The organism is Sinorhizobium sp. M4_45 (assembly GCF_002885915.1).
In the GTDB taxonomy this organism is placed as follows: domain Bacteria; phylum Pseudomonadota; class Alphaproteobacteria; order Rhizobiales; family Rhizobiaceae; genus Sinorhizobium; species Sinorhizobium meliloti_A.
Genome location: NZ_NWVE01000009.1, coordinates 75,027 through 100,889, shown reverse-complemented (window position 1 = coordinate 100,889; position 25,863 = coordinate 75,027). Strand labels below are relative to the sequence as shown.

19 protein-coding genes and 1 pseudogene are annotated in these 25,863 nt (G+C 62.6%); 3 read left to right on the top strand and 17 right to left on the bottom strand.

Going from position 1 to position 25,863, the window contains the following annotated elements:
• The first annotated feature begins 113 nt into the window (after window positions 1–113).
• Window positions 114–773 (top strand): peroxiredoxin, encoded by a 660-nt coding sequence (locus CN933_RS23125; RefSeq protein ID WP_018098374.1) that lies wholly within the window; start codon window positions 114–116, stop codon window positions 771–773.
• Between the two features lie 116 nt (window positions 774–889).
• On the opposite strand, the gene CN933_RS23120 is transcribed toward CN933_RS23125, so the two are convergent.
• From CN933_RS23120 to CN933_RS23040, 17 genes and pseudogenes are all read right to left on the bottom strand, one after another.
• Window positions 890–1,894, bottom strand: coding sequence for a serine hydrolase domain-containing protein (locus tag CN933_RS23120; RefSeq protein WP_102762513.1), 1,005 nt, complete (start codon window positions 1,892–1,894; stop codon window positions 890–892).
• A gap of 102 nt (window positions 1,895–1,996) precedes the next feature.
• Window positions 1,997–4,009, bottom strand: a complete 2,013-nt coding sequence (locus CN933_RS23115; RefSeq protein ID WP_180980789.1) for a beta-galactosidase — start codon at window positions 4,007–4,009, stop codon at window positions 1,997–1,999.
• Between the two features lie 121 nt (window positions 4,010–4,130).
• A complete protein-coding gene (locus CN933_RS23110; protein ID WP_102762512.1) occupies window positions 4,131–5,165 on the bottom strand; it encodes a LacI family DNA-binding transcriptional regulator in 1,035 nt (344 codons plus the stop codon).
• Window positions 5,166–5,180: 15 nt separating this feature from the next.
• Window positions 5,181–6,884: an amylo-alpha-1,6-glucosidase gene (locus tag CN933_RS23105; RefSeq protein WP_102762511.1), complete on the bottom strand. Its 1,704-nt coding sequence runs from the start codon at window positions 6,882–6,884 to the stop codon at window positions 5,181–5,183.
• Window positions 6,885–6,887: 3 nt separating this feature from the next.
• Window positions 6,888–7,700, bottom strand: a complete 813-nt coding sequence (locus tag CN933_RS23100) for a carbohydrate ABC transporter permease (RefSeq protein WP_102762627.1) — start codon at window positions 7,698–7,700, stop codon at window positions 6,888–6,890.
• The gene (locus CN933_RS23095) at window positions 7,693–8,652 is read right to left on the bottom strand and encodes a carbohydrate ABC transporter permease (RefSeq protein WP_102762510.1); all 960 of its coding nucleotides are present in this window, start codon (window positions 8,650–8,652) and stop codon (window positions 7,693–7,695) included. Before CN933_RS23095 ends, CN933_RS23100 begins: the two co-directional genes overlap by 8 nt.
• A gap of 12 nt (window positions 8,653–8,664) precedes the next feature.
• The gene (locus tag CN933_RS23090) at window positions 8,665–9,897 is read right to left on the bottom strand and encodes an ABC transporter substrate-binding protein (RefSeq protein WP_102762509.1); all 1,233 of its coding nucleotides are present in this window, start codon (window positions 9,895–9,897) and stop codon (window positions 8,665–8,667) included.
• Window positions 9,890–11,065, bottom strand: coding sequence for an ABC transporter ATP-binding protein (locus CN933_RS23085; RefSeq protein ID WP_102762508.1), 1,176 nt, complete (start codon window positions 11,063–11,065; stop codon window positions 9,890–9,892). The genes CN933_RS23090 and CN933_RS23085 overlap by 8 nt, the downstream gene beginning before the upstream one ends.
• A gap of 105 nt (window positions 11,066–11,170) precedes the next feature.
• Entirely contained in the window at window positions 11,171–14,197 is a 3,027-nt protein-coding gene (locus tag CN933_RS23080; protein WP_102762507.1) for an aminotransferase class III-fold pyridoxal phosphate-dependent enzyme, read from the bottom strand.
• Window positions 14,198–14,210: 13 nt separating this feature from the next.
• A complete protein-coding gene (locus CN933_RS23075) occupies window positions 14,211–14,879 on the bottom strand; it encodes an SDR family oxidoreductase (protein WP_102762506.1) in 669 nt (222 codons plus the stop codon).
• A gap of 25 nt (window positions 14,880–14,904) precedes the next feature.
• Window positions 14,905–16,554, bottom strand: a complete 1,650-nt coding sequence (locus CN933_RS23070; RefSeq protein WP_102762505.1) for an amino acid ABC transporter permease — start codon at window positions 16,552–16,554, stop codon at window positions 14,905–14,907.
• A 72-nt stretch (window positions 16,555–16,626) separates the two neighbouring features.
• Window positions 16,627–17,373 (bottom strand): transporter substrate-binding domain-containing protein, encoded by a 747-nt coding sequence (locus tag CN933_RS23065; RefSeq protein ID WP_102762504.1) that lies wholly within the window; start codon window positions 17,371–17,373, stop codon window positions 16,627–16,629.
• Between the two features lie 30 nt (window positions 17,374–17,403).
• A pseudogene (locus CN933_RS23060) lies at window positions 17,404–18,472 on the bottom strand (LacI family DNA-binding transcriptional regulator).
• 241 nt (window positions 18,473–18,713) lie between these two features.
• Window positions 18,714–19,265, bottom strand: coding sequence for a MaoC family dehydratase (locus tag CN933_RS23055; protein WP_018098360.1), 552 nt, complete (start codon window positions 19,263–19,265; stop codon window positions 18,714–18,716).
• A gap of 86 nt (window positions 19,266–19,351) precedes the next feature.
• Window positions 19,352–20,665 (bottom strand): TRAP transporter large permease, encoded by a 1,314-nt coding sequence (locus CN933_RS23050; protein WP_102762503.1) that lies wholly within the window; start codon window positions 20,663–20,665, stop codon window positions 19,352–19,354.
• Window positions 20,662–21,174, bottom strand: a complete 513-nt coding sequence (locus CN933_RS23045; protein WP_102762626.1) for a TRAP transporter small permease — start codon at window positions 21,172–21,174, stop codon at window positions 20,662–20,664. The genes CN933_RS23050 and CN933_RS23045 overlap by 4 nt, the downstream gene beginning before the upstream one ends.
• 171 nt (window positions 21,175–21,345) lie before the next feature.
• Window positions 21,346–22,323, bottom strand: a complete 978-nt coding sequence (locus CN933_RS23040; RefSeq protein ID WP_102762502.1) for a C4-dicarboxylate TRAP transporter substrate-binding protein — start codon at window positions 22,321–22,323, stop codon at window positions 21,346–21,348.
• Window positions 22,324–23,058: 735 nt separating this feature from the next.
• Between CN933_RS23040 and nirB the strand changes: the two genes are divergently transcribed.
• Both nirB and nirD read left to right on the top strand, forming a co-directional pair.
• Window positions 23,059–25,521 (top strand): nitrite reductase large subunit NirB, encoded by a 2,463-nt coding sequence (gene nirB / locus CN933_RS23025; RefSeq protein ID WP_018098356.1) that lies wholly within the window; start codon window positions 23,059–23,061, stop codon window positions 25,519–25,521.
• Window positions 25,522–25,524: 3 nt separating this feature from the next.
• Window positions 25,525–25,863 carry a nitrite reductase small subunit NirD gene (nirD, locus tag CN933_RS23020; protein ID WP_102762501.1) on the top strand — a complete coding sequence of 113 codons (339 nt, stop codon included), beginning with the start codon at window positions 25,525–25,527 and terminating at the stop codon, window positions 25,861–25,863.

The window sequence follows — 25,863 nt, the reverse complement described above, 5'->3', positions numbered from 1 at the left end:
CCACCTATGATGCAGTCATTCCTTCTGCCGCCGTCAATCGCTCGTTTCCTCCTCGAAAACGGCGGCGATTGCGTTATTCTTAGCAAATTTCGTCGTACAGGAGGGAGCACGCCATGAGTCTGCGCATCAACGATACCGCCCCTGATTTCACCGCCGAGACAACGCAGGGCACGATCAATTTCCATGAATGGATCGGCGACGGCTGGGCTGTCCTTTTCTCCCATCCGAAGAACTTTACTCCCGTCTGCACGACGGAACTCGGCGCCATGGCCGGCATCGAGCCGGAGTTCCGCAAGCGCGGCGTCAAGATCATCGGCATTTCGGTCGACCCGGTCGAAAGTCACACCAAGTGGAAGAACGACATCAAGGTCGCGACCGGCTTCGAGGTCGACTACCCGCTGATCGGCGACCGCGATCTGAAGGTGGCAAAGCTTTACGACATGCTGCCGGCCGGCGCCGGAGAGACGTCGGAGGGCCGGACGCCTGCGGATAACGCCACCGTGCGTTCGGTCTACGTCATCGGCCCCGACAAGAAGATCAAGCTGATCCTCACCTATCCGATGACCACCGGCCGCAACTTCAACGAGATCCTGCGCGCCATCGACTCGATCCAGCTCACCGCCAAGCATCAGGTGGCAACACCCGCGAACTGGCAGCAGGGCGAGGACGTCATCATCACGGCCGCCGTCTCCAACGAGGACGCCGTGCAGCGTTTCGGGTCGTTCGACACCGTGCTTCCCTATCTCCGGAAGACGAAGCAGCCAACGGCCTAAGCAAACCCGCTGCGAAGAGTCAGTCGATCGGGCGCGTCAATTCATCAAGGTCGACGCGCCCTTGGCGCTTTTTGCTAACATGGTTGTTTAACGCGCACAGAGCAGAACCATCTGCCTCAATCCGCTTTGGCGATGGAGATGATCTCCGCCAGAACCCCGTGCAGAGCGTCGCGATAGCCGTTGCGTGCCGAGGGGCCGCTTTCATCCGACGTCATGACCACGGTCAGGTCTAGGGACGGCACTATATAGAGCATCTGGCCGCCATAGCCCCAAGCGTAATACACATCCTCGCCGCCGATCCGGCGCGTGAACCAGCCATATCCGTAGCCGTCGCCGGTAAAACGGGAGGCCGTGCGCGGCTGCCAGGAAAGCTCCACCCAATCGGCCGGGACGACCTGCCGTCCGTCCGCGGTGCGGCCGCGGTTGCGATAGAGCTCACCGAAGGCAAGCAGCGATCGCGCGCTCATCGCCATCTGGTTGCCGCCGAGATAGATGCCCTGGGGATCCCGCTCCCAGGCACCGATCCGGAAACCTTCGACCGGATCGAGCCATTCGCGCGCAAGCGCCAGTGTCGACTTGCCGCCGACCTTGGTCAGTATTGCCGAGAGCAGATGGGTCGAGGCGGTCGAATAAAGCATCCGACCTCCGGGCTCGTCGTCGAAGGGCTGTGCCAGTGCGAAACGAACCCAGTTGCGGCTCGACACCCAGCGGCCGTAATTCGGTCCGGACATGCGCCCCAGTCCCGCTTGCATCGAAAGCAGGTTGCCGATGGTGATGTCGTTGATCCGGGGGTCGGCCTGCGACGGGAGGTCTTCCTTCAGGAGCGGCGCGATCTTCTGCTCCGGGCCGTCGAGCAGACCCTTGTCGATCGCAATGCCCACAAGTGCGGATACGATCGATTTCGACGCCGACTTGATGTTGGTCGACTCCGAGGGAGTGTGGCCGCGATAACCCTTCTCGGCAATCGTCTCCCCGTCCCTGGCAACGACCACGGTCTTCAGCGGGTTCAACTCTTCTCTGGTCGCCAGGGCCGTCAGCAAGGTGGTGACGGACTGATCCTGCGCGGCTGCCGCCGAGTGGAAACCGAAGAGCGCAAGGAACGTAACAACGAGCATAGTCATGCGTTCGACCTAGGGCGAATGGCACGACAAGTCATCAAGTGCAGTCCAAGCTCACGACGATGTGACCTTGCCTGAAGGTCGGCTACATCGATGCTCCGGGGTTCATTCCCTCCAGATCGCAACATCGACGGGTTTCAGCGTGCGGCCCCCCAGGTAGAACTCGGCCGACGGCCCTGCGGGCACCTCCGCGGAGGTCCGGCCGAAATTGAAGGCGAAACGGAGATTGCCGCGGCGCGTCACGCGAAGATCGCCGAGGTCGGGCAGGCTTTCCTGTCCAGCCCAGCCGAGCGCATCGCCGATCACCTTGTCGAGCAATGCGCCGTTGGCCGCAACGGCCAGATAGCGTGCCTTGTCGTTGCCGACGAGCGCCGGAGCGCCGTTACGATACTCCCCGTCGAAGCTTGCGAGAACGGTCTCGTTCGTCCTGACCGTCTCGCGCCAGCCGGCCGCCTGATAAGCCTCGTTGCCGTAGAGAACGGTCTCGCTATGAAACTCCGGCAACGACTCGACCCGCGAGACGCTGACATCGATGAGCTTCGCCAGCGGTCCCGGCGGCAATCCCTCGGGGATGTGCATGTCCTTCGTCTTGCTGCCGCTGCGCGCGCCGAAGACCACCTTGGCGTCCGCTCGCGCGAGCCGCTCGACGAAAGCCTCCTCGGCAATGACGAGATCCGGCGCGAGGATCAGCTTGTATCCGTCGAGGTCCGAGTGCTGGCCTATGAAATCCACATCGACGCCCAGACGCGCCGCCGTCGAATACCAATCGAGCGCAACCGCCGAAGCGGAATAGCTCCGCCCCTGCGGCAGGACGCGTGTCGCCCAGCGCGATTCGTAGTCGAGAAGGATCGCGACTTGCGCCTTGCCACGCACCTCTCCCTCGGGCAGGCGCTTCATTTCCGCGACGACTTCGGCGACTTCAAGATAGCCCTGATCCGCCTCGCTGTTTGGAAGAAGGAGGCCCGCGTGAAACTGTTCCTGCGCGAAAGGCGCCTGGCGCCAGCGGAAATAAGAGACCATGTCGACCCCATGGGCATAGGCGAGCCAGGTCCAGAGCCGAACCATGCCGTCGGCCGGCGACTGGTTGTGCGCCGCCCAGTTCACGGGCCCCGGCTGCTGCTCCATGACCCAGACGCGGCCGCGGCCGACGGCTCGGTAGAGGTCGTGGTTGAAGGCCGGCTGGTCGGGATCCCCCACCCGGAGATAATGCTCCTTGTCCTTCGCTGCGAGCCGCCCGTTGAGCAGGCCGCCCATCGGGTAGACGTCCCAGGAGGCAATGTCGATGTCCTCGCCGACGGAGTAATGGTCGAAATCGGTATTCTGCGACATGAAGTTATGCGTCACCGGACGGCCGGGGGAATGCGCCCGGATAATGTCGACCTGGGCCTTGTTGAAGCTCTTCACCTGATCGGAAGAGAAGCGGATGAAATCAACACCGTGGGTCGGGCTCGGCTCCTCCACCAGGCTGTTCGGCAGATCGATTTCCTCAAAGCTGTTGTAGTTCATCGACCAGAACGAGGTGCCCCAGGCGCGGTTCAGTTCCTCGATCGAGCCGTAGCGTTCGGCCAGCCACAGGCGGAACGCCCTGACCGCTTCGGCGGAATAGCTGTAGATCGTGTCGTGGTCGCCATATTCATTGTCCGTCTGCCAGGCATGGACATAGATGTGTTCGCCATAGCGGCGCGCCATCGCCTCGGTGATGCGCGCCGCCTCGGAGCGGTAGCGCCGGCTCGAGAAGCAATAGTGGCGTCGCGCGCCGAATTTGCGGACCGCCCCCGTCGCGTCCACCGGCAGAATGTCGGGATAGCGGTCCACGAGCCATTTCGGCGGGGCCGCCGTCGGCGTGCCGAGGATGACCTTGAGGCCGGCCTTGCCCAGAACGTCGATCGCTTCGTCCAGCCATTCCCAATGAAATTCGCCCGACCGCGGCTCTATCTTCGCCCAGGCGAATTCGCCGATGCGAACCCAGGAGAGGCCGAGCTCGACCATCCGCCCGGCGTCTTCCGCCCATTTTTCGCGCGGCCATTGTTCGGGATAGTAGCACACGCCGAGTTCGAGCCTGTCAGGCGTCCGAAAGTCGGAGTTGAAGCGATTGGGGCTCGTCAGCGGCATGTGCAAGGTAAAGTCCTTTGTGGTTTTTCTGGATTGGCGGCGGACGCACGTGGCGAGCAGGCGCGACGGGGCCGGATCGAACTTAAACGTTTATATTAACCGGCGACCTCGATGGAGGATTGGTCGCTCATAGCTTCGGCCTCAGTCGGTCGTCCGAGCGCTCGATGAGATCCGGCATCAGGAGCGTCTGCAGGGCCTCGGGTGGTTCTCCCTCCATCCGCCGCAGGATGAATTTGCCGAGCAGCGCGCTCGGCTCGCCGATCGGCAGGTAGTAGCTCGTGATCGGCGGTGCGAAATACTGGCTGACGTTCAGGTCGTCGGTCGCATTGATGACCGCGTCATGCCCATGCACCAGCCCGCGCGCGTGGAAGCCGGAAAAGGCGCCGAGCGCAGTGGCTTCGTTGGCACAGATATAGGCGGTGGGCGGATCGGCGAGCGCAGACATGGCCACCACATTCTCCCTGCCGAATGCGGGCGTCAGCCGACCATGGGCGACGAGCGCGGCATCGTAGGACAGGCCTGCCTCTTCGAGCGCTTTGCGGTAGCTTTCCAGGCGAACGACACCGTAGGTGAACTGCTCTTTCGGATTGAGCAGCGCGATGCGCCTGTGGCCACGCTCGATCAGCCGCGCCATGGACAGGCGGATCATCTGTGCGTTGTCGGCGTCGACATAGGCGTGCGGCGCATTGTGGATGCTCATGCCGTAGGTCACGAAGGGGAACTCCGCTTCCTGCATCAACCGGATACGCGGATCGTCGGCGCGCGTGCCCGAAATGATGATGCCGTCGGCCTTCTTCATCGCAACGATCTGCCTGATCGTTTCCTGGCTTTCCTCGAAGTCGCGCACGGCGTAGAGCGAGACGCGATAGGGGCTTTCTTCCAGCGCCCAGGAAATACCGCTGAGGAGCTGCGCATATTCCACGCCCTCCCATTCGTTTTCCTTCGGGCCCGGCGCCGTCATGATGGCGGCAACCTGATAAGTCTTGCCGGTGCGCAGCTGCACGCCATGAAGATTGAGCTCGTAGCCCACGCGCTCGGCCGCATCGAGCACGATGGCCCTCGTCTCCGGGCGAACCTGCGGAGAATGCTTCAGAGCCTTGGAGACCGTCGCAATCGACAGTCCCGTCTCCCGCGCTATCGTCTTTATGGTCGGTCGCTGCATGACGGCTTCAACTCTTCACCGGTTTTCGTCGCGGAGGGATTGCGCCAGCAGCAGGTAGACTGCGGACGTCCAGGCGAATGCCCGATCCCGAAGGCCCCTGCCCGAGCGCGCGTCGAAGTTTTCGGCCATACCGTGTGCATTGGCAAGTGCACAGAACCTCTGCGCGATTTCCCGGGCCAATGCACGCTCCCCCTGGCGGCGCAGTCCGTCCCAAAGGAGATAGGTCGTCGGCGCCCAGATAGGCCCGCGCCAATAGCCATCGTCCTCGTAATAGGAACTCCGAGGGCTCTCCGTCGCCGGGCCCCAATCGGTGATGAATGCGCCTTCCACCAGCCGGGCGACGAGCTGGCGGCACATCGCTGCCGGCAAGCGGGAGCCCAGCAGCAGCGGCATGAACTGGATCAGACTATCCCCAGGGAGAATTCGTTCTGGGTCGGCGGCAAGACGCGCGGCAAAAGTCTCGCCGGTCCAGAGCGTGCCGACGAGGAGCGCTTGAAGTTCGTCTGCGGTGCGAAGCCAGCGGGCTGCCTTTTCCGGATCGTCCTCCAGCAGGTTGGCAAGCGCCTCGCAGGCCAGGATGAGGAAGACCGGAAGGTCGGGTGACAGAACCGGGCCGCCTTCGGCAAAAAAACTCGCGTTGTCCCAGCCGCTGTCATTGCCGTGGAAGTAGCTCGGCAGCACGCCGCCGCCCGCGCGGCCGTGGGTCAGCCAGTAGGAGACCTGCCTGCCGATCGCATCGCGCAGATAGGCCCGTCGCTCCGGTGTCAGGAAGGCGGGATTTTCGCGCGCCAGGCAGGACACGGCCCAGCCGTGAACCGGGGGCTTGGTGAAGGCGAAGAGCGCTTCGCGGTCGTTCACGTAGTCCGGCAGCAGGCCGGAAGCGTCCTGATGGTCGAAGATCGCTGCGAACTGGTCGAAGGCGAGCTCTTCGTCGAAGGCGGCCACGCCAAGTGCCGAGAAGGCATTGTCCCAGCTCCAGATGTTGATCATGGCGTTTTTCGACATGTAGATCGCCGGTCGGGTCAGCACGCCTTCGGCCGGCACGGTATTTGCCCAGAGGAGATAGGCCGCGAGCCGTTGCGCTTCCTCCTGTCCGGGGACACCCGCCGGGATCGATCGATACCAGGCGCCGAACTTGGCTGCGACGGTTGCATGCGCCTCCTCGAAGCTGCCGGGGCCTTTCGGCGGCGGGAGGGCGCGAAAGAAATCGACATTGCCCTCGAATGTCCCCTCGCCCGAGAGCGTGAAGGAAACGTCGGTGGACCGGTCCCTGTCCCATTTGCCGGAAACCGCCAGATCACCGAGACAGGCCCGCGGAATGAGTTTCACGTTCTCGCTTGCTGCCACGAGACAGTATTCGCCGCCGGGCGTGCGGTAGACATAATCGTAACGCGATCCTTCGACATGGAAACGCACGCCTGCATTTTCGCCGCGAATGTGCAAGCGTTCGCCGTCTCCGATGACGAAGCGGACGATGCCCTCGCCGGTCCGCGCCACAAGCTGGTCCGGCGACAGTTCGAAGCGCGCCGCCGCCGGTCGGCCGTTCCCGTCCAGCAACTCGACCCGACACAGTCGTCCAAGCGAAGGACGCTCGTCGCCGCCGCTGACGCGTCTGAGATAAAGCGCACGCTCGCCGTCGCGCCCGGGAACACGCATCGTCGACAGCGTCAGGAAGCGCCCCTTTCGGCTGAAAGGAACATGGTCGATATCGAACAGCATCGCCTATCCCTTCACCGAAGAGCCGACGGCTCCATCCATGATATAGCGCTGCGCCAGGAAGAAGAGGGCGAGCGGCGGCAGGCAAAGGATGACGGTGATCGCCGCGATCGAGGTGACGTCGATCTCATGCAGGCCCTTGAACATCGAAAGCCCGAGGGTGAGCGTGTATTTCGACTGATCGTTGAGGAAGATCAATGGCCCCAGATAGTCGTTCCACGCATTCATGAAATGGAAGGTACCGACCAGCACCAGGGCCGGCAGCATCAGAGGCAGATGGATGCGCCAGTAGATGTCGAAACTGTTGGCACCGTCCATGCGGGCAGCCTCGTCGATCTCCATCGGTATCGTCATGATGTATTGGCGGAGCAGGAAGACGAAGAAGGCGTCGGCGAAATAGGCCGGCACGATCAGGGGTTTAAGCGTGTTGATCCAGCCCAGCATGTTGAATTCCATGTAGAGCGGGATCATCTTCACGTCCCAGGGTATCATCATGGTCGCGAGCAGCAGCACGAACAGGGCGTCGCGTCCGGGAAACCGGAAGCGGGCGAAGCCGAAGGCGACGAGCGAGCTCGACAGAAGCTGGCCGAGCGTCGAAAGGACGACGACGATCAGCGAGTTCGAAAGATAGGTGCCGAAGGGCTGCTTGTTCCAGGCGGCTGCGAAATTCTCCCAGTGCCACTCGGACGGCCAGAGGACCGGTGGGAACTGATATAGCTCCGCCGTGCTTTTGACCGCCGTCATGAAGGTCCAGTAGAACGGCGCGATGAACAGGGCGGACAGCAGGATCAGCGTCGCATAGAGGACTGTCTTACGCATCGCGGTCTCCATCGGCCGGCCGGACCTCGCCCTCGTAATAGACCCATGCGGCGGACCAGCGCATGACGACCAGGCTGAGTGTCAGCACGATCGCGAACATCACCCAGGAGCCCGCGGCGGCATAGCCCATGTCGAAATATTTGAAGGCGTTGTCGTAGATGTACATGGCAAAGAAATAGGTGGAGCCGAGAGGGCCGCCCTTCGTCAGCAGAAGCGCTATCGTCAGCTGCTGGAATGCGGAGATGATCGAGGTGATGAAGGTGAAGATCAGCATCGGCCCGAGCATCGGCAGGGTGATGAACAGCATCTGCGCCCAGCCCGGAACGCCCGAGACGGTCGCGGCCTCATAGAGCTCTTTCGGAATGGCCTTGAGACCGGTCAGAAGGATCAGCATCGTACCGCCGAGGCCCCAGAGGCTTGCGACGATGATGGCGACGAGGGCCAGGCTGGGATCGCCGAGCCAGTTCGGTCCATCGATGCCGACGAGCGACAGCATGAAGTTCAGCAGCCCGTATTCCCTGCTGTAGATCCAGCTCCAGATCGTCACAAGCGCAACGCCCGAGATCACGCTCGGCAAATAGAACACCGTGCGAAAGAAGCCGCTGGCGAAAGTCGCATGGTGCAGCAACAGCGCCAGCAGAAGCGACATGACGATGTTGAACGGCACGTAGATCGCCGCGAACTTCACCGTGATCCAGAGGCTCTCCCGGAATTGCGGGTCCTCCATGAACATGGAGCGGTAGTTGTCGAGTCCGACGAAGGTGCGCTCGCCGACGACGGGCCAGTCGAAAAAGCTCATCGTCAGCGAGAAGCAGAGCGGGCCGAGGGTGAAGAAGAGGAATCCGAGGATCCATGGGGAGATGAACAGGAAGGGCGCAAGATGCCGTCCGGCATTCACTCGTCTGCGCCGAACGACCTCCACCTTCGGTCCAGCATGGGCAGCCATGTCCATCCCCCGCACTCCTTACTTCAGCAGGCGCTTGGAGCGCTTGACCGCATCGTCGAGATGGGCCTTGGCATTGCCCTGCTCGATCATCGTCGCCTCGATGGCGCGCGCCAGATTGTCCTGGATCTTGCTCCAGTTGGCGTTCTTCAGATAGGCGTGCCTTTCGGTGTTGGAGGTGGCGAGAATATCGAAGAAAGGCTTGTAGACGGGGTCCTTCGTCATCCCTTTCGCCTCGGCCACGCTCTTGCGCACCGGCAGGTCGTTGACACGCATCGCGACCGACTCGGGCGAGGAGAAGAATTTCACGAATTCCCAGGCGAGGTCGGGATGGGCGGCGTCCTTGGCGATGGAGATCGCCGAAACGCCGAGTGCCGAATGGGCGGGGCGGTCGCCGAATGTCGGCAGCGGTGCGACGCCATAGCTGAAGCCGGCGGCATCGATATCTGCCTTGTCCCACATGGCGCTCTGGAACATGGCGATCTTGCCGCCCTGGAACAGCGTGTCACCCCCCGTTTCGTCTCCGAGGTGCAGTGTCACGGCTTCCTCTTTCCGGGCCATGTCGGCGAACATGCCGAGCACCGCGGCAGCCGCGTCGCTGTTCATGTAGCCGTCGATCTCCTTGCCGTCGTCCGAGATGTATTTCGTGCCGTTCGACCAGAGGAACTGCTCGAAATCATAGGGGTCCGGCTTGGCGTCGACGGCGAACCCGTAGACCTTGCCGGCCTCGTCGCGGAACTTGGCTGCCTTGGCGCGCAGATCGTCCCAGGTCCAGCCCTCCTTCGGCTCTTCCACACCCGCCTTTGCGAACATCTCCTTGTTGTAGAAGACCACCTGGGTGGTGAAACCCGAGGGCATGCCGTAGGTCTTGCCTTCGATACGCGCCGTGTTCATCAGGCCTTCCGGAAAATCGTCCGGCTTGATCTCGGCCGAGTCGCGCGCGATCAGCTCATCGAGCGGCATCAGCGACGTGTAGTATTGCGGGAAGTTCCACATATACATGACATCGGGCGGATTGCCCGCGCCGAAGGCGGCGACGAGCTTCTGGTCGTAGCCCTCGGCATAGGGCTCGACCTGAACCTTCACGCCCGGGTGCTTCTCTTCGAATTTTTTGGCGATGGCCTGCTGGATGGCAAGGCTCTCGCCCGTGTCCCAGGTCGCGAAACGCAAGACCTCCTCTGCGCGCGCAGTCGCCGCACCGGCAACCGACAGGGCCACAAGCGATCCGATGATCGTCGTTTTCATATCAGGCATGTCTCTCCTCCAAAACCGGCGCACGCGCGCCCCTTGCCTTCTCGTTATCGATAAGTGCCTTCGTCTCCGGATCGAGCCGCCTCGCGATCGCCGTGCCTTCTGCATCGAACAGATGGCAGTGCTCGGGGGGAAGGCGGAGATGAACTTGATCTCGGCTCGCGACGGGATGGGTGCCGCGCACCACGGCGGTCAGATCACCACCGCCCTCGACACGGATGTGAACGTGACTTTCGGTGCCGAGCCGCTCGACGAGCCTCACCGTGCCGGCGAGATGCGCCTCCTCCGGCGAGGTCAGTTCGAGTTTGTCGGGGCGAATTCCCAGGGTGACCGGACGAACCCGGTCGATCGGTTCGGGCGAACACGTATCGAGCGTCACCGGCCGCGATAAGCCGCCTCCGGCAAGCGTCACGCCGGTTGCGCCCTGCTCCGCGACACCCGCCGGCAGGAAATTCATCCGCGGCGAGCCGATGAAGCCGGCGACGAAGATATTTGCCGGACGGTAGAACAGTTCGAGCGGCGTGCCGAACTGGCTGACGCGTCCCTTGTCGAGCACCACGACCCGGTCGGAGAGAGTCATGGCCTCGACCTGGTCATGCGTCACATAGATCATCGTGACGCCGAGGCGTTCGTGCAGCGACGCCAGTTCGACGCGCATCGTCACCCGTAAGCCGGCATCGAGGTTGGAGAGCGGCTCATCGAGCAGGAAGAGCTTCGGCTCGCGCACGATCGCTCTGCCGATCGCCACACGCTGGCGCTGGCCGCCGGAAAGCTGGCGTGGCTTGCGGTCCAGGAGCTCCGTGATCCTCAGAATTTCGGCCGCATTGTTGACACGCCGCTCGATCTCGTTTCGCTTCATGCCGTTCAGCGCAAGGCCGAAGGAAAGATTCTTGCGCACGTTCATATGCGGATAGAGCGCGTAGTTCTGGAAGACCATGGCGATGTCGCGCCTGGCGGACGGAAGATCGGTGATGTCGCGCTCGCCGAGGCGGATCGATCCCCCGTCGAGATTTTCAAGTCCCGCGATCGAGCGCAGGAGCGTGCTCTTGCCGCAGCCGGACGGCCCCAGAAAGCAGACGAACTCGCCGCCGGCGATCTCGAGATCGATGCCCTTCAGAATTTCATGCGAGCCGAAGGACTTGCGAAGATTGTCGATGCGAATAGCGGCCAAACTCTCCTCCCGACAGGCGGCGGATCAACCGCCTGCTCGTCAGCCTGTTAAACGTTTTTTTCAGAGATAAAAACGTTTAACTTAGTTGTAAAGGGAAAACTTTTGTCAGCCGGCCTCTACCCGTGCCAGCACCGCGTCGAGGGCATCGAGGAAACGGTCGCAATCGTCCGCGCTGAAGGGCGCGGGCGGCTTGATCTTCAGTACGTTGTGCTGCGGTCCCTCGCTCGACAGCAGGATGCGGTGCCTGTCCTTCATCTCGGCAATGACGAAGTCGAGCTCCGCTGCGGCCGGTTCGAGGGTGTCGCGATCGCGCACGAGCTCGATGCCGTTGAAGAGACCATAGCCGCGCACGTCGCCGATGATCGCGTGGCGGCTGGCGAGTTCGCGCGCTCCATCCATCAGACGGTTTCCGACGACCGCGCAATGGTGCATCAGGCGCTCGTCGCGGATGACGTCGAGTACGGCGAGGCCGATCTCGGCCGATACCGGATTTCCGCCGAAAGTGTTGAAATATTCCATTCCGTTTGCAAAGGCCGCGGCAATCGCCTCGGTGGTCACCACAGCCGCCATCGGGTGGCCGTTGCCGATCGGCTTGCCCATGGTGACGATGTCGGGCACGACTCCTTGCGTCTCATGCGCCCACATGTGACTGCCGACACGGCCGAACCCCACCTGAACCTCGTCCGCGAGGCACAGACCGCCGGCCGCACGCACATGCGCATAGGCCTCTCTGAGATAACCTTCCGGCAGCACCAGTTGACCGCCCGTGCCGAGAATGCCCTCGCTGAAGAAGAGCGCGGGTTTGCGCCCGTCCGCCGCCAGCGCATCGATCTGCCGCTGCACATCCCCGGCATATTTGCGCCCCGCGTCCGTATCGCCATAGCGATAGCGTCCCCGATAGAGGTCCGGCATCTCGGCAACCCGCACATGCGCCGGCCGCCCTTCCCCGCCCTTGCCCGCGAATTTATAGGGACTGACATCGATCAGGCTCGTCAGATGGCCGTGATAGGCGTGATCGACGGTGATGCCGTCGCGGTTGCCGGTATAGGCGCGCGCCAGCCGGATCGCGAGATCGTTGGCTTCGCTGCCGGAATTGACGAAGAAGCAGACGTTCAGCGGATCAGGGAAGAGCGCCGCAAGCCGTCGGGAATATTCCACCAGACTGTCATGCAGATAGCGCGAATTGGTATTGAGCCGCGCCATCTGCATCTGCGCCGCCTTCACGACGCGTGGATGGCAATGGCCGACATGGCAGACATTGTTGACCATGTCGAGCCAGCGCCCACCCTCGTCATCGATCAGGTAGGCGCCCTCGCCGGCGACGATCTTCAGAGGCGCCGCGCCGTAGGCGATGCTTAAGGAACGACCGATGCGGCGCTGGCGTTCGCGCACCAGGAACGCCTTGTCGCGCTCGACGATCACCGACGCCGGAACGGAAAGGCCGAGCACGACGCTCGGATCGGGGCTGATCTCCCGCCAGACCTGCCACTGCTCTCTGACGCCGACGCCGTGCATGCGGCCCTCGAGGCCGAGATGATCGGTGACTATCTGGAAATGCAGGTGCGGAACCCAGCCGCCGTTTTCGGCGCGATCCCCCAGGGTCGCGAAAGCTTCGCCCCTGGCGACCGGCTGGCCGATCGAAAGCCGTGAGGCGCTTTCACGGGAGAGATGCCCGTAGAGCGTCCAGAACGTGTCGCCCTCGCACGTCGTGTGTTCGAGCAGAATTGTCGGCCCGAAACCGTAAGGGACCGCGTCGTCATGGTAGAAGGCGACCTTGCCGGCGCAGGGTGCATGCACCGGCTCGTTGGCGGGAGCGAAGAGATCGATGCCGAGGTGAATCGTGCGCCGCAGGCTTGCAGTCGCCTGGTAGGCGTCACCCTTGTAGACCGCTCTGTCCTCCCCGTAGAGGCCAAGGCCGAAATCCGCCCCCTCCGCCTGAATATGTGCTTCGATGCGCGCTTGCGCCACGTCCTTGTCGAGACCTAGCCAGTTCTCCGAGCTGTTCGCCGAGAAATCGAAGACGGCTGCCTTCGGTCTTGCAATGCCCGGCTTGATGACGCCCGAAAAATCATGCGCATTGCGCTCCAGCCACCGCACCACCCGTGCGGCCCTCGGGATGGGTGCAAAGCCGCAGGCGTCGCGAAGGCGGGCGATGGCGAACGAGCGGTTCTCTTGCTCGAGGCGTCTCAGTTCGCGCCAGACGTCCTCCTGGCTGACGAGCAGATAGGCGTTCTCGGGGTTGTCGCGGATCTGCCTTGCCGCCATGCACATGCTGACGGCGTAGCGGGTGCGCACGAGATCGAAGATCAGCTCGGCCTCCGTTTCGCCGAGCCGATTGACGCCGTGATAGGCACCCGCCAGCCGCGCGATGGTGCCGATCGGATCCGGCGAACCGATCAGCGCATAGGCTGAGGCGACGGCCACTTCCACCACCCGATAGCTCTCGACCATATCGCCGAAGTCGAGCAGTCCGCTGACGCAGCCGTCGGCGCCGACGAGCACGTTATAGTCATTGGCATCGTTGTGGATGACCTGCCGGGGGCACGCCGCAAGGCGCGGCAGCACGGTGGAGACGAAGTGATCGAGGATCGCGCGAACCGCGCTCCGCTTCTCCACATCCTCGATCAGATCGACGTTGGCGAGGTGCATTTCCGCCCGGGCGATATCCCAGGCGTACTCTCTCCTGGCGCCGGGATGAGAGAAACCGGCGAGGCTGCGGTCGAGCTTGCCGAGCAGCGCCCCAAGGGTCTCGACGCTGTTGCTCGAGCGGTTGGCGGCTCGTGCCCAGATCTCCCCGGGCAGCCACGTCAGCAGACGTGCGACACGCTCTCCTTTGAATTCGACGCGGGTGAACGAGGCGCCGGAGCGGCTCGGCAAGGCCTTCGAGACGGGCAGATCCGTCGCCTCGCGCGCGAGATGGTCGAGAACTGCAATCTGCATGTCGAGCTCCTCGGGCGCGCCGAGGGCATGCAGTTTCAGGAGGAACGCGCGACCGTCGCTCGCCTGAATACGGAAATTGAGATCGTGCTCGCCGGGCAGCGCCACGGTTTCTCCCGCGACGCCGTATTCGCGGGCAAGCAGCGCTTCGATTGCTTCGATTTCCTGCACGTTCTTGAACTCGCTCGTCGTCATCGTCCCACTCGCTTCACCACGATACCGTTCTTCCGTCGAAGGCCCGGAAGCTGCCGCTCTCGGCGAGCCCGGCCCTGTCGATGATCGCCTTCAGGCCGGCGGCGCTTTCCGCAACCGGCACGCTCGCCTGATGGCCGCCCATATCGGTTCTGACCCAGCCGGGGTGGAGCGACAGCACGGTGACCCGGTGGGGATGCAAATCCTGCGCGAGCTTGACCGTGGCCATGTTCAGCGCCGCTTTCGAGCAACGATAGGCATAGTCTCCTTCGTCATCGTCGAGCGTGCCCTCGGCGAGCGATCCTGCGCGGCTGCTGATATTGGCGACGATGCGATCGCAGCCAGCGAGGAGATTTCCCAGCAGCGCCTGCACGACCAGGATCGGCGCCAGTGCATTGACGCGCATGACCTCCAGGAAATCCTCGGGTCTGACGGTCGACAGTCCGCCTGTGTCGCCGCGGACTCCGGCATTATTGATGAGGACATCGATCGGCTGCTCGCCGAGGCTTTCGGCAAGCGCCGCCATCGACCTCGCGTCCGTGACATCGAGTATCCGACGTTCGATGCCGGTTTCCCCATCCCTCGCCGACGGTTGGCGGACGCAGGCGATCACCTGCCAGCCGGCGGCTGCATATTGCCGTGCAAGTTCCTGACCCAGGCCCCGCGATGCACCGGTGATCAGCACCGTGCGCGGCCCCTCTTCCCGTCTCCTATCGATGCTTGATGTCATATTTCCGCTCGATCATGTTGATGAGGCTCGCCGCCGCGAGCGTCAGGAAGATGTAGAAGATGGCTGCCGAGTTATAGGGCGCAAAGGGCAGGAAACTCGCCGACTGGAACTCGCGCATGCGCTGGGTGATGTCGCGGATCGACAGAATCGACAGGAGCGACGTGTCCTTGAGGATCGCGATCAGCTCGTTGCCGAGCGGTGGAATGATGATCCGGAACGCCTGCGGCAGGACCACCAGCCGCGCCGTCTGCCACCGGTTGAGCCCGATGCTGCGCGCCGCTTCGATCTGGCCGACCGGGATGGCGTTGATGCCGGAGCGGAAGATTTCCGCCAGATAGGCGGAATAGGCAAGCGCCATGGCGGCGATGCCGCGCATCAGATTCGGCGGATCGAGCACGCCCTGCGTCACATCCTTCAACGCCCCGCTCAAGGGCAGGCCGACATAGAGCACGATCACCAGCATCGGAATGCCGCGGATCGTATCGACGACGAATTCCGAGCCGATCGCCAGGGGATGACGACGGTGCAGATAGCCGCCGAAGGTGAGCAGACCGAGGATGATTGCCAGGACGGCGAAAGTGATGCCTGCGGCCCGGTCTCGATCGTTCAGAGCCGCCGTTTCCCAAAGGAGCGGCAAGCCCCCGGGCACGGCTTCCGCCGGCAGAAGCGCGGCCCTCACCTCGTCCTTTTCCATCGCCGCGACTGCCTCCGCCGGGCCAAGGAAGGTTCGTACGGCCGCCTCTTCAGCGGGCGCGCCCGGATATTGGCCGAAGCGCACCGCGCCTATGAGGCCGGACGGCGTGTTGCTGACGATCGCGACCCTGCCGTCGAGCCGCCCCGCAAGCACATAGGCCGTGCGAGGCTGCAACAGGAACCAGGCGGCGACGAGCACCAAGCCGAGGGTCGCGAGCGCGAAGAAGAGGCTGGTGCGCGCCGTATAATGCAACTGAAGCAATCCGACCCAGATGAGGCCGATGATCGCAGCGAGAAGATAGGCGGCAATGGCCGCGCGGACCGTGGTCGCCACGCCGGCGGCAAAGGCGATATGCGCAAAGAAGAGGATGAACAGGAGCCCCGTACCGTTGACGAGGCCGATGCTCCACGCTCCTGCGCGATGCAGGATGCTTTCCCGCGTAGACGCCTTGCCGGCACCGAAGAAAAGCATGGAGCTGAACAGGGTCAGCGCGAAGTAGGCCGGCAAAAGCACGGCTTCGATGCCGCGCAGGGTCATGTCCGCGGCGTCCGTCAATCGCCGGGGGCTAAGCCCCTTCACGACGAGATCGGACGTGAAGGGATCGACGGCATTGGCGACGACCGACGCAAGGTAGGGATGAACGGCGTCGCTCAGAAGCAAGATGGCCGCCGCAGCGAGATTGAGCACGGCGGCAGCGAGCGCCAGCCGCGGCCGCGGCGCCTTGGCGCGCGAAAAGACGAGAACGGCGATACCCGAGCCGAAGGCGACGAGCAGGGCAAGGAAGCCAGGTACGAAGGCGGACGAGCCGTTCTCGACTCCGAGAATGGCTCTCAGCGAACGTTGGTAGTCACCGGAGGAGGCGAAAAGATAGATGATGAACGGCAGCGCTGTCAGAATGATCAGATTGCTGGGCCGCACGCTTCTCAGGAACGACATTCATCCCTCCGGGGATTCTGCGCAGAAATTCGGCCCCGGAGCGCAGAACCGCTCCGGGGTGCTCGGATGAGGTTACTTCACGCCCCAGTATCTGTTGACGAGCTGATCCAGCGTGCCGTCGTCGCGGATCATCTTCAGTCCTTCGTTGAAGGCGGCGACGTTGGCATCGCCCTTGCGGAAGACGAGGCCGAGCGGATCGGATTCGAGGTCCCGGATCGCGACCACGAGTTCGCCGACGAACTCGCGTTCGTAAGCGGCAGCATTGGCCCCGTTGATGACGACGCCGTCGACATCTTTGTTCTTGAGCGCGATGATCGCGGCGCTGAAGCTGTCATAGGCGACGACGTTTTCTTTGCCGACCACCCCTTCGGCGACCTGCGCATCCGTGGTGTTGGCCTGAGCGGAGAGCTTCTTCCCCTTCGACTTGAAGTCTTCCAGCGACACGCCCTGGTCCTCGACCCGCATCAGCACCGCCTGGCTGTTGACGATGTAGGGATCGGAGAAATCCATGGCCTTCTTGCGTTCCTCGGTGATCGACACGCCCGAGGCGACGAGATCGAAGTTGCCCTGATCGAGCGCTGCGAAAATGCCGTCCCAACCGGTGGTCACGAATTCCGCCTGGCAGTTGATCTTTGCGCAGATCGCATTCACCACGTCGATATCGAAACCGACGATCTGGCCTGTCGCGGGATCGACGCTCTCCATCGGCGGCGAGGTCGTGTCCGAGCCGACCTTCAGCAGCTTCCCCCCGAGATCGGCGGCCGACGCGCCGCCTGAGGCGAGGGCCGCGATCGCAAGTCCAATTACAAGTGTTTTCACCTTGGTTCTCCTCCGTTGTGAATTCTTTTCCTACGCCGACTGCGCCAGGCGCCCGCCGAGATTGTCGGGCTGCCTCTCGATCAGCGTTGGCCTGAAAACCTGCTTCAACGTTTGCGCGTCCTCTCCCGCCATGCGCCGCAGCAGAAACTCCCCGAGGGTTCGCCCGAGTATCTCGATGGGCTGATAGAAGGTCGTGATCGGCGGCGTGAAATAGGCGCTGACATTGATGTCGTCATAGGCGACCACGTCGACATCGACGCCGATCCGCCGTCCACGCGAGCCCAGGCCCGAAAGCACGCCGAGCGTGGTCGACTCGTTGCTGCAGACGAAGGCCGTCGGCGGCCGCGCCGCGTCGAGAAGACCGAGCGCGCTCTCGCGGCCGAACTGGGTAGAGAGATCGCCTTCGGCGATCAGATCGTCGGACGGCGCTAGCCCCCGTCTCGCGAAAAGCCCGCATGAAGCCGTCCACCCTGTCCTCGGCGTAGGAGAGATGCCTGAGCGGATTGACGAGCGCGATCCGCCGGTGTCCGCCGGCGATCAGCCGGGCGGTCGCCGCATGGGCCGCCCATTCGTTGTCGATGTCGACATGTGCGTAATCGAGGGGCTTCCGACAGCGACCGAGAGAGACGAAGGGAAATCGGCTCTCGACCAGAAGATCGATGCGCGGGTCGTCGGCGTGTATGCCTGAGAATATCAGTCCGTCCGCCAGACCCTCATCGATGACCCGGCGCGCCGCCTCGCAGCCGTCCTCCACATTGCGCACGACATGGACCGACATGCGATAGTCGCTGCCTTCCAGCGCCTGACTGATGCCGCTGAGGATCTGGGTATATTCGACGCCATCCCATTCATAGTCGCGCGCAGCCGTTACCGGCATGAGCACGGCAGCCTGGCAGGTCCGGCCGGTCCTCAGCGCCATGCCGCGGGCGTTGGCACGATAGCCGATCTCCGTAGCGGCACGATGGATGAGCGCCTTCGTGGCTGGGGCAACCATGGGAGAGCCGTTGAGCGCCTTCGACACGGTCGCAATGGAATAGCCCGTAGCCTCGGCCAGAGCCTTGATCCCCGGCCGTGCGCGCGGCGACTGCGTGTTTTCCATGATCGGCCTCCCGACGAAAGCCGTATCAGCTGATAAAAACGATTTCAACGAAAAATATAAACGTTTTTATTCCGTGTTCGCATGAGTACATGCGATTGATGGAATATGTCGGCCAACGGAATTTTGGATAAAGGTTGCGCTACGAGACCCGGCGGTGCAACAGGATGCGAGGGAAAAACGAGCTCATGCCGATTACGGCGACGCCGGCAAGCGAACGCTCGTTTTCTTCGGTTTCTGTTTTCTACTTCTCGGTCTTGCCGGCAAAATCCGCCGGGTTCTTGTATTTCACCGTTTGCAGATGCTCGCAGTAGAGCACCAGCTCGCCCTCGTTCTTGAAGACCTGGTAGCTGGCGCGAATGAGCCCGAGGTCTTTGTAGCGGGGCGTTTTTTCCATGTTGGTCCGGATCGTGTAGATGGTGTCATCGATGAAGACCGGCTTGATGAACCGGAGCTTGTCGTAGCCATAGGAAAAGGCGTTGACGCAGTTGGTGGCGACGAGGCCGAGACCGGCCGAGAACACGAAGGCGCCGGCAACGAGGCGACGGCCGAAGATGCCTTCCCGCTCCGCAAACATCTGATCCTGGACATAAGGATGGATGTCGACGACCAGGGTATTGAAGAGGTGGCTATCGCTCTCGCCAATCGTGCGGCGTAACGACCGGATGCGCTGACCGACGGGCCAATCCTCGTAGAACCAGTTTTCGGCGTTCCAGACTGGCAAGGCGGCATGGTCTTCCGGCATGTCGGCGGGACGTGTCGAAGAAACTCCGACGGTGGGCGTGAACTCATCCATGGTCAGTACCTGCGTAAGAAGTCGGGATTATCCGAGCCGTTTCCGGCCTCTGCGCCACCATGGCGCAGAGGCCGTATTTCGTCGCGCTATTGGACCGCCGTCGTCCCATAGACCAGGTTCGGCAGCCAAAGCGACAGCTGCGGGAACATGCTCAACATGACGAGAATGACCATCATCATCGCCAAGTATGGCAGCACCTCGCGGGCATAGGCCATCATCGGCACTTTCAGCACCATGGACGAAATGTACATCAATCCCCCGACCGGCGGCGTAATGCCGGCGATGGTCAGGTTCGCGATGAACACGACGCCGAAATGCACGCGATCGATGCCGACGCCATCGATGATCGGAATCAGCATCGGCGTCAGAATGATCAGTGCCGCCGACCCCTCGATCGCCGTGCCGATGACGATCAGCAGGACGTTGATGAGGAGCAGCATCAGGAGCGGATTGTCGGTGGCTTCGCCGAGCCAGCCGGACATGGCCTGCGGCACCTGCTCCCAGGCGAGATAGAAACCGAAGGCTGCCGCCGCGCAGATCATGATCATGACCACGGCCGAATCGCGCACGGCCTCGGCAAGCACCTCCGGGATCTGGCGGAAGGTGAATTCGCGGTAACCGAACACGGCGACGAAGAGCACATAGACGACGACCACCGCACCGGCTTCGGTGGTCGTGAAAAGACCGTATCGCGTACCGGCGAAGATCACCACCGGGATCGACAGCGCCCAGAGCCCGTCGATCAGCGCCCGGATGCCCTCCGCGCGGGTGGCGCGCTCCTTGCGCAACGGCTTGTAACCGCGTTTGCGGGCGATGAAATAGGTGGTGACCATGAGCCCGGTCGCCAGCACGAGGCCAGGCAACACACCCGCTGCGAAGAGCCGGCCGATGGACGTCTCCGCGAGAAAACCATAGACGATAAGACCGATCGACGGCGGAATGAGGCTCGTGATGATGGCCGCCGACGATGTGATGACCGCGGCGAAGGCCCGGCTGTAGCCCCGTTGCGACATCTCGACGCCGAGCGTCTTGGCGAGCATCGCCGCATCGGCGTTGGCAGATGCGGTAAGTCCGCCGAGCAAGGTACCGAGCACGGTACACATCTGCGCCAGCGCGCCCGTCATGTGGCCGACAAGCACGTCCGCAAGCGCCAAAAGGCGCCGGGTGATGCCCGACGCGTTCATGATGCAGCCGGCAAGAACGAACAGCGGCAGCGCCAACAAGGACACGGACTGGCTGCCCTCCGCCATTTCCTGGGCGAAATTGGCGAGCGGGATCATGTCCATATTGATGAGGAAGAAAGCGAACGCTCCGATCGCCATGGCCCAGGTGATCGGCGTCGACAGCAAGAACAGGACGACGACGAGAAGCGAGGGACCGGCCAAATGGAACAGGGTCATATCAACGATTCCAAATTGCGATGCTGACGGACGGTCCAGGGCCTCTCGACGATCAGATGCTGGACGAACATCCCGGCAGAGGCGAGCGCCAGAGGCGCATAGGACAGGCCGCGCGACAGATCGAGTGCGATCGTATGCACATTGCGTGAGATCCAGGCCTGCCACGCGAAGAGGATGGTCATGACGATGAAGAAGACTGCCAGCAGCAGATAGTTGAACCAGGCGACGGCTTTTCGCCAGCTGTCCGGGAGAGCCGCGACAAGCACGTCGATCGCCGCGTGCGTGCCGAGACGGACGCCGGCGACGGCACCGAAGAAGACGAGATAGGCGAAGGCCATCATCGCCAGCTCATAGGTCCAGGCGGCCGGCTGCGGGAAGACATAACGGCTGACGACCCCCCAAAGGATCGAGAAGACGATGACGAGGAGCGCCACGACGCCGATTGCCTCATCGGCGCGGCGCAGGCTGATGAGAGGAATTATCTCCTCCGGCGGGCGTGAGCTTTCCATGATGCCTCGATTGTTGAGGGGCAATCCGAGCTGGCGTCGATGCAGGCCCCACATTCGGGGCGCGATCCGGCCGGCGAAGGCGCGCCCCCGCGGCAGCAGCGTCGAAGAGCGGGATGACGTGTATGCGGTCTTTCCGCCCGCATCCCGCTCCAACTCTCGAAACGGCGTCGCCTACTCTGCCATCGCCTTTTGCACCTGATCGTAGATGCCGGGCGTGATGTTCGGCACCTTCTCATAGGCTGCACGCGAGGCCTCGATGAATGCCGGAATGTCGACATCGGTCACAATCTCGACGCCGGAGGCGGCGAGCTGCTTTGCATAGGCATCGTCCGTGTCCAGCGTCATCTGCGTAAGCTCTTTGGCAATTGTCTGCCCTTCCTCCAGAAGAATCTTCTGCAGGTCTTCGGGCAGGCTGTTGAAGAGCTGGCTGGAAGCCACCCAGGCCGTGAACATGATCTGGTGGCCGGTTTTCGAAATGACCTTGCGGGTCTCGTTCAGCTTCGCTCCGGCTATCGAGCCGAAGGGGCCTTCGGCCGCGTCGACAACCCCGGTCTGCAACGCATTGTAGACGTCTCCCCACGGCAATTCCGTCGGCCTTGCACCGTAATTGCCGAAAGTCGCCATCATGATCGGCGACGAGGGCACGCGAATGGTGACGCCGGCCAGGTCCGCGGGTGAGCGAACCGGCTTGTTGGCGATGATGTGACGGTAGCCGAACAGGCCGTTCGGCATGATGATCTTGATGCCCCGCGCCTCCAGCTTGCTGGAAAGGTCCCGGTAGAGATCCGAAGCGAAGAGACGGTCCGTCGCCGCCAGATCCGGATAGACATAGGGGCCGGCGAGGATCGAGAGATCCGGCACGAACTGGCCGAGCTGACCATAATCGGTGGCGCTGAGCAGGCTTGCGCCGCTCATGACCATCTCGTTGACCTTTTTCTGCGCGCCGAGCTGATCGCCCGTCATCACGGTAATGGCGATGCGTCCGCCGGAGCGCTTACCGACACGCTCGGCATAGGTTTTCATGGCCTTGATGATCGGCTCGTCCGGATTCACCTGCGAGGTCGAAAATCGCAGGCTGTATTCCTGCGCGTTGGCAATGCCGCAGAACGACAATGCAGCCATTGCGGCCGCAGCGATCAAGGTCTTCATGCTGTCCTCCCTATTCCGGACTCCGCCTCCGGACTCCACAAGTTTGAATAATATATTCACAAATGAACGAATGGCGTCAAGCCGTGAATCGTCGCTCAAAGGCCATGAGGACAAAGAAAACCTTGAGGCTTTTCACATCGCCAGAATTCCAGATTGCGCGAACAATCCATTCCCAAATAAATTTTTCGGACCGTCGGAATCTGGAGCGCCTGCAGTCAATCCTTCCGCAGCCCGCGATCCTCCGGCTTCTCGCAGCGTCATCCTTGACCAAGGTCAAGCCGAAGAATGACGGCGTTAGGCAAGAACGGGCGCGGCGAGACCCGTGCACAATCGGCTGATCAAGGCGAGCCGCACAAAATTTCATCACTGCACGCAAACGGCTTATTTTTAAATCAACGGGCTTACTTCGAAGATAAAGGGCGTTGTCCGCCTTTTGCAGATTTTTCAAGGAGATGGCCGGAAGGCGGATATCTGGCACGGCACTTGCATTTCTACACCTGCTTCGGTCAACGGCGATTGAAGCGAGCCAGGCGCCACATACGCCTGCCGAAGACACCGACGTCGCAAGGTCTTTGCCTCCGTAAGGGTTTCCTCCCGGTCCCGGAGCGCAAATTTCCGAGCGGCGTTTTTTATGCCGGTTTTCGGCCGGCCAAATCGAACCGACCTGAACTGCCGCGAAGCACTGCTCGAATTCTTCTATGAGCGGCCGCTTCGTAAAAGCTGCGGAGTGACCACATGACTGAAACTGCACTCGAAAAACTCGTCATCGTCGGCAACGGCATGGCTCCGGGCCGGATGCTGGAAGAGCTCTTCGAAAAGGCGCCCGGGCGTTATGCCGTGACGATCTTCAACGCCGAGCCGCGCGTCAATTACGACCGCATCATGCTTTCGCCGGTGCTATCCGGCGAGAAGGAGTATGAAGAAATCATCATCCATGGCGACGGATGGTACATCAAGCACGGCATCACCCTCTACAAGGGCCACAAAATCGTTGCGATCGATCGCGACGCCAAGACCGTCACCTCCGACCACGGCGTCACGGAAAGCTATGACAAGCTGGTGATCGCCACCGGTTCGGTGCCCTTCATCATCCCTGTGCCGGGCAAGGAACTGCGCGGCGTCATCACCTATCGCGACCTCGACGATGTGCAGGCGATGCTGCTCGCGGCGCAATCGCGCGAAAAGGCCGTCGTCATCGGTGGCGGCCTGCTCGGGCTGGAGGCGGCAGCTGGTCTTCAGGCGCGCGGCATGGACGTCACCGTTCTGCATGTCATGCCGACACTGATGGAACGCCAGCTCGATCCGGCCGCAGGCTACCTCCTGCAGAAGGCCGTCGAAGAACGCGGCATCAAGGTCGTCACCAAGGCGAACACGAAACGCATCCTCGGCGAGGAGAAGGTCCAGGGGATCGAGCTCGACGATGGCCGGATCATTCCGGCGACGCTGGTGGTGATGGCTGTCGGCATCCGGCCGAATGCCGGTCTTGCCAAGGAGGCCGGGCTGGCCGTCAATCGCGGCATCGTCGTCGACGCCGGAATGCAGACGTCCGACGGGGACATCATGGCGCTCGGCGAGTGTGCCGAAGTCGGCGGCATGGTCTACGGCCTCGTCGCGCCCCTTTACGAAATGGCGCGCGTCGCCGCCTCCCACCTCGCCGGCGACCGCCGCGCCGCCTTCGCGCATTCCGACACACCGACGAAATTGAAGGTGACGGGCATCAACCTCTATTCGGTCGGCGACTTCGCCGATGCCGACGGACGCGAGGAGATCGTGCTGCGCGATGCCACCGCGGGCATCTACAAGCGGCTCGTACTGAAAGACAACCGCATCATCGGTACCGTGCTCTACGGCGACACCGCCGACGGCGCCTGGTTCAACGATCTTTTGAAGCGCGGCACGGACATCTCCGAAATGCGCGACACCCTTATCTTCGGCCAGGCCTATCAGGGGGGATCTCCGCTGGACCCTACGGCGGCCGTTGCAGCCTTGCCGGATGATGCGGAAATCTGCGGCTGCAACGGCGTGTGCAAGGGCAAGATCGTCGGAGCGATCGTCTCCAAGGGCCTGACCTCGCTCGACGACGTGCGCGCCCATACCAAGGCTTCCGCCTCGTGCGGTTCCTGCACCGGCCTGGTCGAGCAGATCATGTCGCTGACGCTCGGCGACACCTACAATCCGGCTGCGGTGCAGCCGATGTGCACCTGCACGGATCTCGGCCATGACGACGTGCGGCGCCTGATCAAGGCGAAGAAGCTGAAATCCATTCCCGCCGTCATGCAGGAACTGGAATGGAAGACCTCCTGCGGCTGCGCAAAGTGTCGCCCGGCGCTCAACTACTATCTCGTCTGCGATTGGCCGGACGAATATGCCGACGATTACCAGTCGCGCTTCATCAACGAGCGTGTCCACGCCAATATCCAGAAGGACGGCACCTATTCCGTCGTACCCCGCATGTGGGGCGGCGTCACCAATGCGAAGGAACTTCGCGCCATCGCCGATGTCGTCGACAAGTTCAACGTGCCGCTGGTGAAGGTAACAGGCGGTCAGCGCATCGATCTGCTCGGCATCGAGAAGGAGGATCTGCCCGCCGTCTGGGCCGATCTCGGTCAGGCGGGCTTCGTTTCGGGTCAGGCCTACGCCAAGGGGCTCAGAACGGTGAAGACCTGCGTCGGCTCCGATTGGTGCCGCTTCGGCACACAGGATTCGACGGGCCTCGGCATCCGCATCGAGAAATTCATGTGGGGCTCCTGGACGCCGGCCAAGCTGAAGATGGCCGTCTCCGGCTGCCCGCGCAACTGCGCGGAGGCGACCTGCAAGGACGTCGGGGTCATCTGCGTCGACTCCGGCTTCGAGATCCATTTCGCAGGGGCCGCCGGCCTCGACATCAAGGGCACCGAGGTTCTGGGTCTGGTCAGGACCGAGGACGAGGCGCTCGAACATATCGTCGCGCTGACGCAGATGTATCGCGAACAGGCCCGCTATCTCGAGCGCATCTACAAATGGGCAAAGCGCATCGGACTGGACGAGATCCGCCGGCAGATCATGGAGGATGCGGAAAAGCGCAGGGCCTATTTCGACCGCTTTGTCTTCAGCCAGAAATTCGCCCAGGTCGATCCCTGGTCGGAGCGTGTCTCCGGCAAGGACAAGCACGAGTTCCGGCCGATGGCGACGGTCGGCTTCAATCAGGCAGCGGAGTGACCGATGAACATGAACTGGATTGCAATCGGCGACATCGACGATATCCCGCTGCGTGGGGCCCGCTGCGTCAGGACGCCCAACGGCAAGATCGCCGTCTTCCGGACCGCCGAGAACGAGGTCTTTGCGATCGAGGACCGTTGCCCGCATAAAGGGGGCCCTCTTTCCCAGGGCATCGTGCACGGCACGGCCGTCACCTGCCCGCTGCACAACTGGGTGATCTCGCTCGAGACCGGCAAGGCGCTCGGTGCCGACGAGGGCGAGGTGCGCACGATCCCCATCCGCAACGACAATGGCGCGCTGTTCGTCGCTCTTGAGAGCCTCTCGCTGGCAGCGGCGGAATAA